The following is a 12,861-nucleotide window of genomic DNA, read 5'->3' on the forward strand; positions in this document are numbered from 1 at the left end:
GTGGCCGGGTGCGCACCTCCCTCTTCCTCGCCGTCGTCGTCCACGTGCTCCTCCTGATCCCGTACGCCGACGCAGGGGGCGGTTCGCGTCGAGACCTCCACGAGGTCGTGCTGGGGCTCGTGGTGCCCGGGTCCGTGCTCGCGCTCGTCGCCCTGGTGCTGCCGCTGGCCTACTTCGAGGGAGGCACCCGGTGGCTCGGGACCGTCTGCATCGGGATGGGTGTGGCGTCGGGCGTCCCGATGACGCCCTACGTCGTCGAGCTGGCCGCGTGGGCGGGCGGGTGGGAGCCGACGTGGCTGCCGCTCGTCGGTTTCTTCCTCCCGGGCTTCGTGACCTCGTTGGTCCTCGTCGTCCTCGGGACGGCCGCGGTCCTCGCCGACCGGCAGCGCGAGCTGCAGGAGTCGTGAGCATGGAGGACCGCCGCGGCGGTGCGTCGCGGACGGCGCCCGGGAACGCCCGGGCCGTGGTGCGCGGCGTCCTCCTCCTCCACGTCGCGGTGACCGCGCTCGCGGGCCCGCGAACAGGACCCCGACCGGGGACGCGGCCGACGCGGTGCTCGCCGCGCCCAGCGCGGCCGGAGCAGGCACCGCCCTCCTCGTCGGCGACACCCGCGTCGTCGGTGCGACGGCGGCCCTGGCCGCGGTGGGGACGCTGCTGTCCCTCTCGGCCGCTGCCCTCGCCGGCCCGCTCGGCGGTGGTGCGCCGGGCGCGATCGGGGCGAGCGCCCTCGTCCTCCTGGTGGCCGCGGCGTGGGCGGCCGCGCCCTAGGATGGATAGCGCGTGGAGCCGCGGTCCGTCTCGTTTTGCGGACCTCCGCCCTCGTCCCTAGTATTGGTCCTCGGTGTGCTCGGAGTGCACCATCTCTGCGTGGCGCCGCCCCTGGCGTACGACGTCCGGCATCCCGGAGGTCGCGCTGTGCGGTGTGACCAGGCCCGGAGCAGCAGCAAAGTGATGAAGGAGACCGCGGTGTACGCGATCGTGCGCGCAGGCGCCAAGCAGCAGAAGGTTGCCGTGGGCGACGTCATCGAGATCGACAAGAGCACGGTCGCGGTGGGCGAGTCCCTGACCCTCCCCGTGGTGCTCGTCGTCGACGGCGACAAGGTGACGGCCACCAAGCTCGACAAGGCGTCGGTCACGGCCGAGGTCCTCGGGGCCACCAAGGGCCCGAAGATCGTCATCCAGAAGTACAAGAACAAGACCGGCTACAAGAAGCGCCAGGGTCACCGCCAGAAGTACACCCAGGTCAAGGTCACCGACATCTCGCTCTGAGGCCCCCGGTCTCGCACCCACCTAAGGACTGACACATGGCACACAAGAAGGGCGCCGCGTCCACCAAGAACGGTCGCGACTCCAACGCTCAGCGTCTGGGCGTCAAGCGCTACGGCGGCGAGACCGTCAACGCCGGCGAGATCATCGTCCGCCAGCGCGGCACGCACTTCCACCCGGGCAACGGCGTCGGCCGTGGCGGCGACGACACGCTGTTCGCGCTGGTCCCCGGTGCGGTCGAGTTCGGCACGCGCCGCGGCCGCCGCGTCGTGAACATCCTGCCGGGCACGTGAGCTGACGCTCGTCGCACCCCCCAGCACCACGTGAAGGGCGTCCCGATCTCGGGGCGCCCTTCGCGCGTTCCACCCGGCTCCCGCCGAGCCGTCCTGCAGCACCCGCAGCCACACCCCAGGAGCACCCCATGGCCGTCCCCACGTTCGTCGACCGCGTCACGCTGCTCGTCAGCGCCGGCCGCGGGGGCAACGGCGTCGCCTCCGTGCACCGCGAGAAGTTCAAGCCGCTGGGCGGCCCGGACGGCGGCAACGGCGGCCCCGGCGGGTCCGTGATCCTGCGGGTCGACCCCTCGGTCACGACGCTGCTCGACTACCACCACAGCCCCCGCCGCCGCGCCGAGCACGGCGGCCACGGCGCGGGTGCGCACCGCAACGGCTCCCACGGCTCCGACCTCGTGCTGCCCGTGCCCGACGGCACCGTGGTGCGCGGCGAGGACGGGGAGGCGCTCGCCGACCTGGTCGGCGCCGGCACCGAGATGGTCATCGCGGAGGGCGGCCGCGGCGGTCTCGGCAACGCCGCGCTGGCCTCGGCCAAGCGCAAGGCGCCCGGCTTCGCACTCCTCGGCGAGCCCGGCGACGAGCTCACCATCACCCTCGAGCTGAAGGTCGTCGCCGACGTCGGCCTCGTCGGGTTCCCCAGCGCGGGCAAGTCCTCCCTCATCGCCGCCATGTCGCGGGCCCGGCCCAAGATCGCCGACTACCCCTTCACCACCCTCGTGCCGAACCTCGGCGTCGTGACCGCCGGCGACACCGTCTTTACCGTCGCCGACGTGCCCGGCCTCATCGAGGGCGCCAGCGAGGGCCGCGGCCTCGGCCACGACTTCCTGCGTCACGTCGAGCGCTGCGCCGCGCTCGTGCACGTCGTCGACACGGCCAGCATCGAGCCGGGCCGCAACCCCGTCGACGACCTCGACGTCATCGAGGACGAGCTGGCCCGCTACGGCGGGCTCGAGGACCGCCCGCGCCTCGTCGCCCTCAACAAGGTCGACGTGCCTGACGGCGCCGACATCGCCGACATGGTGCTCGACGACCTCGCCGCCCGCGGCCTCCAGGTCTTCCAGGTCTCCGCGGCCTCCGGCGCCGGCGTGCGCGAGCTGACGTTCGCGATGGCCCGCATCGTCATGGAGGCGCGCGCCGCCAAGCCCGTCGTCGAGGCCACCCGCATCGTGCTGCGCCCCGCGGGCGCCGACGGCGCCGAGGAGTTCACCGTCAAGCAGACCGGCGAGGGCTGGCGCGTGCGCGGCACCAAGCCGGAGCGCTGGGTGCGCCAGACCGACTTCAGCAACGACGAGGCCGTCGGCTTCCTCGCCGACCGCCTCGACCGGCTCGGCGTCGAGGAGCGGCTCGTCAAGATGGGCGCCGTCGAGGGCGACACCGTCCTCATCGGCCACCCCGACAACGCCGTCGTCTTCGACTTCCGCCCCGGCATCGACGCAGGCGCCGAGATGCTGGGCCGCCGCGGCGAGGACCAGCGCTTCACCGAGGAGCGCCCGGCGGCCTCGCGCCGCCGCGCCATCGACGAGGCCTTCCCCGAGCGGGGCGAGGGTGAGGCACGCGCCGACGTCGCCCGCCGCGTCGCCGGCCCGACGTCGTACGAGATCGGCGGCGACGACGACCCCGACCGCCCCGACGCCCCGGCCGAGCTGCCGGCCGAGCTGCCGGACGACCTGGGCTGGAGCGAGGACGACCCCACGCGGGACGAGCGGTGAGCGAGGACCGCCGTACCGGGGGAGCGCGCACCGAGGTCGCCGGCGCCCGGCGCATCGTCGTCAAGGTCGGCTCGTCGTCGCTGACGACGGCCGCTGGCGGCATCGACCCCGAGCGCCTCCACCGGCTCGTCGACGCGGTCGCCGCCGTGCACCGCGGGGGCACCGAGGTCGTGCTCGTCTCCTCCGGGGCCATCGCCGCCGGCCTCGCGCCGCTCGGTCTCAAGCGCCGACCGAAGGGGCTCGCGGCCCAGCAGGCGGCGGCCTCGGTGGGCCAGGGGCTCCTCGTCGCGCAGTACACCGCCGCGCTCGCCGCCCACGCGATCACCACCGGCCAGGTGCTGCTCACCGTCGACGACGTGACCCGCCGCTCGCACTACCGCAACGCCCACCAGACGTTCGCGAAGCTGCTCGAGCTCGGCGTGCTCCCGATCGTCAACGAGAACGACACGGTCGCCACCCAGGAGATCCGCTTCGGCGACAACGACCGCCTCGCCGCCCTCGTCGCCCACCTCGTGCACGCCGACCTGCTGGTGCTGCTCTCCGACGTCGACGGCTTGTACGACGGCAACCCGGCGCTGCCGGGCACCTCGCTCGTCACGGACGTCCGCACCGACGACGACCTGGCCGGCATCGAGATCGGCTCACCCGGGGCCGCCGGCGTCGGCACCGGCGGCATGGTCACGAAGGTCGAGGCCGCCCGCATCGCCACCGGCGCGGGCATCCCCGTCGTGCTCACCTCGGCCCCGAACGCGGCCGCCGCCCTGGGCGGCGCGGACGTCGGCACCCTCTTCCACGCCACCGGTCGCCGCCGGCCGACGCGGCTGCTGTGGCTGCGGCACGCCACCGACGCCAAGGGGTCGCTGCACCTCGACGCCGGGGCGGTACGCGCGGTGCTCGGCCGCCGCGCCTCCCTGCTGGCCGCGGGGGTCACCGGCGCGAGCGGCGCCTTCCACGCCGGCGACCCCGTGGACCTGGTGGGCCCCGACGGCGCGGCCGTCGCCCGGGGCCTGGTCAACTTCGACGCCGAGGAGATCCCGCGCCTCGCGGGCCGCTCGTCGGGCGACCTGGCCGCCGAGCTCGGCGCGGAGTACGAGCGGGAGGTCGTCCACCGCGACGACCTCGTGCTCCTCTAGCCCGCCTCGACGGCCCCGCAGGCGACGCGGTCGCCGGAGTCGCCGGTGTCGCGGGTGTCCTGGTCCGGCCCGTCGGGCGCGTAGCGCTCCGGCACGTTCGCGAAGTTGTCCGGGCCCGCGTGCACCATGAACGCGCTGCCGTCGGCGTCCTGCAGGTCGGCCATCGTGAAGCGGTCGGTCGTGGTGGCGAGCGTCGCCGTACCGTCCTCACGGGCCTGCAGCGACGACAGGTCGCCCTCGTGGTCGCCGTGGTCGCTCTCGCCGACGCCGAGGTGGCCGCCGGCGGACAGGAACGCGCCGAGGGTGCCCGGGTCGTCGGGGGCCGCGCTCTCCGGCTCGCAAAGCCCGACGGTGTGCACGTGGAAGCCGTGGAAGCCCGGCGTCAGCCCCTCTACCTCCACCTCGACGCGCGTGCCCTCCTCGGCCTCGCTCAGCGTGACGGTGCCGACCTCGGTGCCCTCCACGTCCTGCAGGGACACGACGAGCTCCGACCCCTCCGACCCCTCGGGCCCCTCCTCGGGCTCCGAGCCGTCCGCGCCCTCGCCCGACTCCGCGGAGGACCCGTCCGAGCCCGCCGACTCGTCGACGGGTGCGGGCTCGGTCGAGCCGGTGTCGGACGGGATGGTGCCGCCCGTGCCGTCGTCGTTGTCGTCGTCGGACTCGTCGCCGCAGGCCGCGAGCGCGCCGAGGGCGAGCACGGCGGCGGCCGACAGGCCGAGCGCGCGGGCCCGGGGGGAGCGGCGCTGCCGGGGGCGGGCGGGGATGGGCGGGGTGGTTCGGTTCACGGTTCCTCCTCGTCGCGGGTCCTGCGTCGGGCCGCGGGCCCGGTACCCCTCGGCGGCGACCCCGTGCGCGACCCGTGCGCGACCCGTGCGCGACCCGTGCGCGAGACCGTCCGCGGCGACCCGCCCGCGCCCGTAGGGTGCGCGCGTGCGTCGTACTCCCACCCACGCGGCCGAGCCCCGCGGCTCGCTCGTGGCCCCCGTCCTCGCCGGCGTGGTGACGGCGCTGGTGGGCTTCACCTCGTCCTTCGCGGTGGTGCTCGCCGGCCTGCGGGCGGCCGGCGGGTCGCCCGAGGACGCCGCCTCGGGGCTGCTGGCGCTGACGGTGGCGTTCGGTCTCGGGATCGTCGGGCTCGCCCTGTGGCACCGGGTGCCCGTCACGCTCGCCTGGTCCACGCCGGGCGCCGCGCTGCTCGTGAGCACCGGCACGGTCGACGGCGGCTGGCCCGCCGCGGTCGGCGCGTTCGCCCTCGTCGGCGTGCTCGTCGTGCTCACCGGGCTCGTGCCGTGGCTGGGCCGCCTCGTCGAGCGCATCCCGCCGGCGGTGGCGCAGGCGATGCTCGCCGGGGTCCTGCTGCCGCTGGTGCTCGCGCCGGTCGAGACGGTCGGCGCCAGCCCCGCGCTCGCGCTGCCCGTCGTCGCGACCTGGCTTGTCGTCACGCGCCTCGCGCCGCGCTGGGCGGTGCCGGCCGCGCTCGTGGCGTGCCTGGTGGTGATCGCGGTCGAGCTGAGCCGGTCGGGCACCACCGTCGACGGGCCGCTCCTGCCGGTCCTGACCTGGACGACGCCGACGCTGACCCCGGCCGCGGTCGTCGGCATCGCCCTCCCGCTGTACGTCGTGACGATGGCGTCGCAGAACGTCCCGGGCGCGGCCGTGCTGCGCTCCTTCGGGTACGGCGTGCCCTGGCGCTCGTCGATGGCGGCGACCGGCGCCGGGACCGTCGTGGCGGCCCCGTTCGGCGGCCACGCCATCAACCTCGCCGCCCTGTCGGCCGCCCTGGCCGCGGGCGAGGAGGCCGGACCGGACCGCGACCGCCGCTGGGTCGCCGCGCTGAGCGCGGGGGTGGCCTACCTGCTGCTCGCGCTCGTGTCGGGGGCCCTGACGACCCTGACCGCCGCCGCCCCGTCGGGTCTCGTCGAGACGGTCGCCGGCCTCGCGCTGCTCGGGGCGTTCGGCGCGGCCGCCGCCACCGCGATGGCCGACCCGGCCAGCCGCACGAGCGCGGTCGTCACCTTCCTCGTCGCCGCGGGCGGGGTGAGCGTCGCCGGGATCGGTGGCGCCTTCTGGGCGCTGGTGGCGGGCCTGGCGGTGCGGGCCGTCCTCGAGCGTCCGCGCGGGGTCGGCGAGACGGCGTAGCGGCGGGGTGCGGCGTACGCTGGTCGGCGCCATGCCCCGACCCGACCCGACCGCGAGCGACGCGCGCACCTACCTCGACCACGCGGCCACCACGCCGCTGCGGCCGGAGGCCCGCGACGCCCTGCTGGCGCACCTCGACGCCCCGGGCAACCCGGCGTCGCTGCACGCCGCCGGTCGCGACGCGCGGCGGGTGCTGGAGGAGTCGCGCGAGAGCGTCGCCGAGAGCCTGGGCTGCCGGCCGAGCGAGGTGTTCTTCACCTCGGGCGGCACCGAGTCGGACAACCTGGCCGTGAAGGGCACGTTCTGGTCGCGCCACGCCGCCGACGAGCGCCGTCGGCGGGTGCTGGTCTCCTCGGTCGAGCACCACGCCGTGCTCCACGCCGCGCTCTGGCTGGGCCAGCACGCGGGGGCCGAGGTCGAGCTGCTGCCGGTCGACCGCGCCGGGCGCGTCGAGGTCGCCGCGCTGGCCGAGGCGCTCGCCGCCCCCGAGACCGTCGCCCTCGTGTCGGTCATGTGGGCCAACAACGAGACCGGCGTGCTGCAGCCCGTCGAGGAGCTGGCGGCCCTGTGTCGCGCGGCCGGCGTGCCGTTCCACACCGACGCGGTGCAGGCCGTGGGCGCCGTGCCCGTCGACGTGACGGCCGCCGACGTCGACCTGCTGACCGCCACGGGGCACAAGGTCGGCGGCCCGCACGGCGCCGGGGTGCTGGTGGCCCGGCGCGGCGTCACCCCCACGGCCCTCCTCCAGGGCGGCGGCCAGGAGCGCGACGTGCGCAGCGGCACCGTCGGGGTCCCCTCGGTGGCCGGTCTCGCCGCCGCGTTCGAGATCGCCGTGAAGGCGCAGCCCGAGTCCGCCACGCGCCTCGCGCACCTGCGCGACGACCTCGTGGCCGGCATCCGCGACGTCGTGCCGGGCGCCGTCCTCAACGGCGCGGCCGCCGAGCGGCTCCCGGGCATCGCCAGCATCGGGTTCCCCGGCTGCGAGGGCGACTCCCTCCTCATGCTGCTCGACGCCCGCGGCGTCGAGGTCTCCACCGGCTCCGCGTGCTCGGCGGGGGTGCCCCAGCCCAGCCACGTCCTGCTGGCCGCGGGCCAGGACGAGCTCGAGGCCCGCAGCACCCTGCGCTTCTCCCTGGGCCACACCAGCACCGAGGCCGACGTGGCCGCCGTGCTGGCGGCCATCGGGCCCGTCGTCGAGCGGGCCGGCGCCGCCCGCCGGGTACGCCGGTGAGCGGCCCCGGGGGCACCACGCCGCTGCGGGTCGTCGCCGCCATGTCCGGTGGGGTCGACTCCGCCGTGGCCGCCGCGCGCGCCGTCGAGGCCGGCCACGACGTGACGGGCGTGCACCTGGCGCTCTCGCGCAACCCCGCGTCGTACCGCTCGGGGGCCCGCGGCTGCTGCACGATCGAGGACAGCAACGACGCGCGGCGGGCGGCCGACGTGCTGGGCATCCCGTTCTACGTGTGGGACATGAGCGCGGAGTTCCACGCCGACGTCGTCACCGACTTCATGGACGAGTACGCCGCCGGCCGCACCCCCAACCCGTGCCTGCGCTGCAACGAGCGCATCAAGTTCGCCGCCGTGCTCGACCGCGCGCTGGCGCTGGGCTTCGACGCGGTCGCGACCGGGCACTACGCCGAGCTGCGCACGGGCGCCGACGGTCTCGTCGAGCTGCACCGGGCGGCCGACGCGGCGAAGGACCAGTCCTACGTGCTCGGCGTGCTCGACCAGTCCCAGCTGCGGCACTCGCTGTTCCCGCTGGCCGGCTCCGCGAAGCCCGACGTACGGCGGGAGGCGGCCGCCCGCGGTCTGCTCGTCGCCGACAAGCCGGACAGCCACGACATCTGCTTCGTGGCCGACGGCGACACGGCCGGCTGGCTGGGCGAGAAGCTCGGCGACCGGGCGCCCAACCACGGCGGCGACATCGTCGACGACGCCACCGGCGAGGTGCTGGGCACGCACGCCGGCACCTACGGCTACACGATCGGGCAGCGCCGCGGCCTGCGCCTGGGGCGCCCGGCGCCCGACGGCCGCCCGCGCTTCGTGCTCGACATCGAGCCGGTCTCCGGCACGGTCCGCGTCGGACCCCGGGAGGGGCTGCGCGTCACCGGCCTGCGCGGCGTGCGGCCCCGCTGGTGCGGCGCGGCGCCGCGCGCCGGCGTACCGCTCGCGTGCACCGTGCAGCTGCGCGCCCACGGGGCGGAGCACCGGGCGGTCGCGACCGTCACCGGTGACGACGCGGCCCTCGACGTGGAGCTGCTCGACGCGGCCGAGGGCATCGCGCCCGGCCAGGCGGTCGTCGTCTACGACGGCACGCGCGTCGTCGGCTCGGCGACCATCGCCACGACCCGGCGGGCGGTGCCCGCGTGAGCTTCGCGACCGGCGTCGGCTCCCACCCCGGCGACACCCAGCGCGACCTCGACGAGGCCGTGCGCATGGTGCTGGACCTGCTGCCCGACCTGCCCTACCTCCCCGAGGTGCCCGGGCGCGGCGTCGGTGCGGCGATGACGGGGCGCACCCTCGGCCTGCAGACCGGCCTCGACGTCGACCTGCAGCCGGCGGGCTGGCGGCTGACCGGTACGTCGGGTGCTCCCGGCCGCGACCAGCGGCGCGCCCGCAGCCTGCTCAACCAGGACCTCGACGCGCTCGAGGAGCGTGCGCAGGATCGCACGGGTGCGTTCAAGGTGCAGGTCACCGGGCCCTGGACTCTCGCCACGACCACCGAGCGGCCGCGCGGCGACAAGGTGCTCGCCGACCACGGCGCCCGGCGCGACCTCGCGCAGTCGCTGGCGGAGGCGGTCGGCGAGCACGTGGCCGAGGTCCGCCGCCGCGTGCCCGGCTGCGACCGCGTCGTCGTGCAGGTCGACGAGCCCGCGCTGGCGGCCGTGCTCGACGCGCGCGTGCCGACCGCCTCGGGCTGGGGGCGCCACCGCGCCGTCGACCGGCCGGAGGCCTCGGAGGTGCTCGGCTGGGTGCTCGGGGCGGCGCGCGACGCCGGGGCCGAGCCGTGGGTGCACTCCTGCGCCCCCGGCACCCCCTGGGCGCTGGTGCACGGCGCGGGCGCGGAGGGCCTCGTGGTCGACCTCGACGTGCTGGTGGCCGACGACCTCGAGGCGCTGGCGCTGGCCCACGAGGCGGGCGCCGCGCTCGTGCTCGGCGTGGTCGACCCGACCGGCCCCGTCGTCGGGGAGAAGGACCTCGCGGCGCGCACCGCCCGCTGGCTGGACGTCGTCGGGCTCGCGCCGGCAGAGCGCCTCGGCGTGGCCCCGGGCTGCGGTCTCGCGGGCGCGGCCGCCGCCGACGTGCCGCGCGTGCTGCGCGCCCTGGTCGACGCCGCCCGGCGGATCGACGACGCCTGAGGCCCGCCACGACGGGGTACGCCGCCGCCCTTGCCGCGGGTGCCTACGGTCGGGGGAGCAGCCCCGGCGATCCCGGGGACCCCACGCGCAGGAGGCAACCATGACCGAGTCCGGCACCGACGCCACCGGCCCGCAGGGCCGCACCGTCGCGATCATCGCGAGCGACCACTTCGAGGAGGCGGAGCTCGTCACGCCGCGCGACGAGCTCGCCGCGCAGGGCGCGACCGTCCTCGTCTACTCGCAGAGCGGCCAGGAGATCCAGGCCGTCGAGGGCGACACGGAGAAGACCCGGAAGATCGCGGTCGACGGTGCGTTCGGCGACGTCGACGTGGCGACGATCGACGCGCTGGTCGTGCCCGGCGGCACCGTGAACGCCGACACGATCCGCACCGACGCGACCGCGCAGCAGCTGGTCACCTCGGCCCTCGAGGCCGGCAAGCCCACCGCGGTGATCTGCCACGGCCCGTGGCTGCTCGTCTCCGCGGGCCTCGTCGAGGGCCGCCGCCTCACCAGCTTCCCCAGCCTCGCGGACGACGTGCGCAACGCCGGCGGCGACTGGGTGGACGAGGAGGTCGTCGTGGACGGCGACCTCATCACCAGCCGCAACCCCGGCGACCTGCCCGCCTTCGTCGGCGCGATCGCGTCGGCGCTCAGCGCCGGGCGCGGCTGAGCAGCGTCGAGCAGCCCTCGACGGCGAGGTCGTTCCAGGCCGCCGCGCGACGGAACATGTAGTGCCCGACGGGGCCCGCGTCACGGAAGGTGGCGCGGGCCCCGTCGGCGTCCGCACGCTCGACGTACGCCCGGGTCGCCCGCGGGGAGGTGATGCGGTCGCGGCTGCCGTGCGCGGCCAGCAGCCACTTCCCGGCGAGCGCGGCGGTCGGCTCCCCGGGCGGGAACCACGGCGCCAGCCCCACGACGCCGACCACCGAGGGGTGGTCGGCGATGTGCACCGCGGTGCGTCCGCCCATGGAGTGGCCGAGGAGCACGACCGGCACGTCGGGGAGGGCGGCGTCGAGCCGCCGCAGGGCGGCCCGGGCGTCGGCCACGGGAGCCCCGCCGTTCCAGCCGCGCAGCGTGTAGCGCAGCAGCCACGTCGCGACGCCGTCCGCGGCCAGGCGGGGCGTGATCGAGCGCTGCATCGCGGCCGAGCGGCGCCACGAGGCGCTGCGGCCGTCGACCGGGCTGGCCGACTGCTCGGTGCCGCCGTGGAGGAGCAGCACCACGCCGCGGGGCCGCGTGACGTCGTACCGGGTCAGCGCCTCGTCGGGCGCGGTGGGGGAGCTCACGGGGAGAGGTTCGGACCCGGCGGCCGACCGGATGGGCTAGATCACGACCCCCACGTCCTGCCGCACGATCCGCTTCATCGCCCGCTCGGCGACGGCGGCGATGGTCATCGACGGGTTGCAGGCGGCGGCGGTGCCCGGGAGCAGCGCGCCGTCCAGCACGTACAGCCCCCGCTGCCCCAGCACCCGGCCCTCCAGGTCGCAGGCCGCGCCCATGTTGACGCCGCCGAGGGGGTGCCACGTCGAGGGGGCGACCGCGTTGGTGTCGACGAGCAGCGACCCGAGGCCGGCGATCCGGTGCGCGCGGGGCGCGATCGCGCCGTACTGCACCGCGTGGTCGCCCTCCGGCGCCCAGCGCAGGTTCGCGGAGTCGGTGAGGGCGTCGTACGCGAAGTGGCCCCGCGCGGCGCTCACGCCGTAGCCGACCATCATCGTGCTGCGCGGGTCGAGGTCGAGACCGGCGATGCCGATGGGCGGGATCGACGCCTGGATGATGGTGTTCGCGCGCGCCGGGTCCGACCAGTCCTTGCTGCCGAAGACGACGGGGCCACCCTGCGGCGTGCCGAACCCGCGCAGCGGGTCCGACCACACGTAGATGCGGTCGGCGTTGGTGCCCCAGCCGCGGCCGACGGCGTCGGGCAGGTCGGGGATGGCGCCCGTCGCCGCCGCACGGACGAGCATCTTCGTCGTGCCGACGCTGCCGGCACCCATCACCAGCGTGGGCGAGGTGAGCACGACGGTCTCCTGGCGGGTGCCGCGGAGGTCGGTGCGTGCGGCGGTCACCTCCCACTCGCCCGCTGCGGTCCGCGCGACGTCGGTGACGCGGTGGAGCAGGCGCACCTCGAGCAGCCCCGTCTCCTCGGCGGCCCGGAGGTAGGTGACGTCCAGGCTGTGCTTGCCGCCGTTGTTGGCGCCGAGCGCGCAGTCGCCGTTGGTGAACGAGGGCGGGAGCTCGCCGCGGAGCTCGCGCAGCGCGTAGCTCCAGTCGATGGGCATCGGGATCTTCTCGACGCCCTGGCCCGCGGCCAGGGCACGCTCGCGGAAGGTGCGGGCGGCCCGGTACGGCGCGGACGCGACCAGCTCGTCGGGTGCGGTGGCGAGGCGGAGCATGCGGGCCACCTCCGCGTAGTGCTCGGTCGCGAGCTCGTCGTAGTCGAGCCCCGCCGGGAACTCGTGCTCGAACACGGCGCGGTCCGGCACGAGGCTCATGCCCTGGTAGGTGAGCGAGCCGCCGCCGTACCCCACCCCGCTCATCACCGTCATCGTCGGGCTGGGCGTCGCGTTGAAGACCCCGACGTACGGCGCGGGGCTCAGCGGGCGGCCGAAGAGCTCGGGCGCCGAGCCGTAGAAGAGCGCCCGCTCGTCGAGCGTGGCCACGGTCGGGAACGTGTCGCTGCCCGGGGCCGTCGGCCAGCGGCGGCCCTGCTCGAGGAGGGTGACGGGGACGCCGGCCTGCGTCAGGCGCAGCGCGGCGACGGCCCCGCCGAAGCCCGAGCCGATGATGACGACGCGGCGCCGGTCGCGGCGGACGGGCACGGTGGCCCAGGCCGGACGGGCCCAGCCGCCGACGACGGCGGTCGCAGCGGCGCCGCCGATGAGGGCACGACGAGACAGAGCAGGCATGGGGGACCTCCCGAGACAGGGGTTCGGAGCACGGGTGTGCACCGGAGACTAGACAC

At 76.2% G+C, this 12,861-nt stretch carries 14 protein-coding genes; 11 read left to right on the forward strand and 3 right to left on the reverse strand.

All coding sequences use genetic code 11. From position 1 onward, the window contains the following. Positions 1-8: 8 nt before the first annotated feature. The 6 genes from INN71_RS00920 to proB all read left to right on the forward strand — a co-directional run bounded on the left by INN71_RS00920 (position 9) and on the right by proB (position 4,401). A complete protein-coding gene (locus INN71_RS00920; RefSeq protein ID WP_277499185.1) occupies positions 9-407 on the forward strand; it encodes a hypothetical protein in 399 nt (132 codons plus the stop codon). A 145-nt stretch (positions 408-552) separates the two neighbouring features. After that, positions 553-768 carry a hypothetical protein gene (locus tag INN71_RS00925; protein WP_277499186.1) on the forward strand — a complete coding sequence of 72 codons (216 nt, stop codon included), beginning with the start codon at positions 553-555 and terminating at the stop codon, positions 766-768. Between the two features lie 198 nt (positions 769-966). Beyond that, entirely contained in the window at positions 967-1,269 is a 303-nt protein-coding gene (gene rplU / locus INN71_RS00930; protein WP_277499251.1) for a 50S ribosomal protein L21, read from the forward strand. Between the two features lie 35 nt (positions 1,270-1,304). Then, positions 1,305-1,559: a 50S ribosomal protein L27 gene (gene rpmA, locus INN71_RS00935; protein WP_277499188.1), complete on the forward strand. Its 255-nt coding sequence runs from the start codon at positions 1,305-1,307 to the stop codon at positions 1,557-1,559. Between the two features lie 128 nt (positions 1,560-1,687). Further along, positions 1,688-3,268 (forward strand): GTPase ObgE, encoded by a 1,581-nt coding sequence (gene obgE, locus INN71_RS00940; protein ID WP_277499190.1) that lies wholly within the window; start codon positions 1,688-1,690, stop codon positions 3,266-3,268. Then, positions 3,265-4,401: a glutamate 5-kinase gene (gene proB / locus INN71_RS00945; protein WP_277499193.1), complete on the forward strand. Its 1,137-nt coding sequence runs from the start codon at positions 3,265-3,267 to the stop codon at positions 4,399-4,401. The genes obgE and proB overlap by 4 nt, the downstream gene beginning before the upstream one ends. Here the strand turns inward: proB and INN71_RS00950 are convergent. After that, complete coding sequence (locus tag INN71_RS00950; RefSeq protein WP_301799228.1) at positions 4,398-5,186, reverse strand: superoxide dismutase family protein; 789 nt, start codon at positions 5,184-5,186, stop codon at positions 4,398-4,400. The genes proB and INN71_RS00950 overlap by 4 nt on opposite strands. Positions 5,187-5,331: 145 nt before the next feature. Here INN71_RS00950 and INN71_RS00955 point away from each other — a divergent pair, with 145 nt between their 5' ends. From INN71_RS00955 to INN71_RS00975, 5 genes are all read left to right on the forward strand, one after another. Next, positions 5,332-6,540 carry a benzoate/H(+) symporter BenE family transporter gene (locus tag INN71_RS00955; protein WP_277499197.1) on the forward strand — a complete coding sequence of 403 codons (1,209 nt, stop codon included), beginning with the start codon at positions 5,332-5,334 and terminating at the stop codon, positions 6,538-6,540. 31 nt (positions 6,541-6,571) lie between these two features. After that, positions 6,572-7,771, forward strand: coding sequence for a cysteine desulfurase family protein (locus INN71_RS00960; RefSeq protein ID WP_277499199.1), 1,200 nt, complete (start codon positions 6,572-6,574; stop codon positions 7,769-7,771). Between the two features lie 23 nt (positions 7,772-7,794). Beyond that, positions 7,795-8,910 carry a tRNA 2-thiouridine(34) synthase MnmA gene (gene mnmA, locus INN71_RS00965; protein ID WP_277499252.1) on the forward strand — a complete coding sequence of 372 codons (1,116 nt, stop codon included), beginning with the start codon at positions 7,795-7,797 and terminating at the stop codon, positions 8,908-8,910. Next, positions 8,907-9,899, forward strand: a complete 993-nt coding sequence (locus tag INN71_RS00970; RefSeq protein ID WP_277499200.1) for a methionine synthase — start codon at positions 8,907-8,909, stop codon at positions 9,897-9,899. Before mnmA ends, INN71_RS00970 begins: the two co-directional genes overlap by 4 nt. A gap of 100 nt (positions 9,900-9,999) precedes the next feature. After that, positions 10,000-10,569 (forward strand): type 1 glutamine amidotransferase domain-containing protein, encoded by a 570-nt coding sequence (locus INN71_RS00975; protein ID WP_277499203.1) that lies wholly within the window; start codon positions 10,000-10,002, stop codon positions 10,567-10,569. On the opposite strand, the gene INN71_RS00980 is transcribed toward INN71_RS00975, so the two are convergent. Then, positions 10,550-11,185 (reverse strand): alpha/beta hydrolase, encoded by a 636-nt coding sequence (locus INN71_RS00980; RefSeq protein WP_277499204.1) that lies wholly within the window; start codon positions 11,183-11,185, stop codon positions 10,550-10,552. The genes INN71_RS00975 and INN71_RS00980 overlap by 20 nt on opposite strands. A gap of 36 nt (positions 11,186-11,221) precedes the next feature. Then, positions 11,222-12,805, reverse strand: coding sequence for a GMC oxidoreductase (locus INN71_RS00985; RefSeq protein WP_277499206.1), 1,584 nt, complete (start codon positions 12,803-12,805; stop codon positions 11,222-11,224). Between the last annotated feature and the right edge of the window lie 56 nt (positions 12,806-12,861).

The organism is Nocardioides sp. ChNu-153 (genome assembly GCF_030466625.1).
Classification (GTDB): domain Bacteria; phylum Actinomycetota; class Actinomycetes; order Propionibacteriales; family Nocardioidaceae; genus Nocardioides.

Coding starts and splice junctions, on each gene's coding strand:
- rpmA (WP_277499188.1), top strand. CDS start 1,305: ATGGCACACAAGAAGGGCGCCGCGTCCACCAAGAACGGTCGCGACTCC.
- obgE (WP_277499190.1), top strand. CDS start 1,688: ATGGCCGTCCCCACGTTCGTCGACCGCGTCACGCTGCTCGTCAGCGCC.
- INN71_RS00960 (WP_277499199.1), top strand. CDS start 6,572: ATGCCCCGACCCGACCCGACCGCGAGCGACGCGCGCACCTACCTCGAC.
- INN71_RS00975 (WP_277499203.1), top strand. CDS start 10,000: ATGACCGAGTCCGGCACCGACGCCACCGGCCCGCAGGGCCGCACCGTC.
- INN71_RS00985 (WP_277499206.1), bottom strand. CDS start 12,805: ATGCCTGCTCTGTCTCGTCGTGCCCTCATCGGCGGCGCCGCTGCGACC.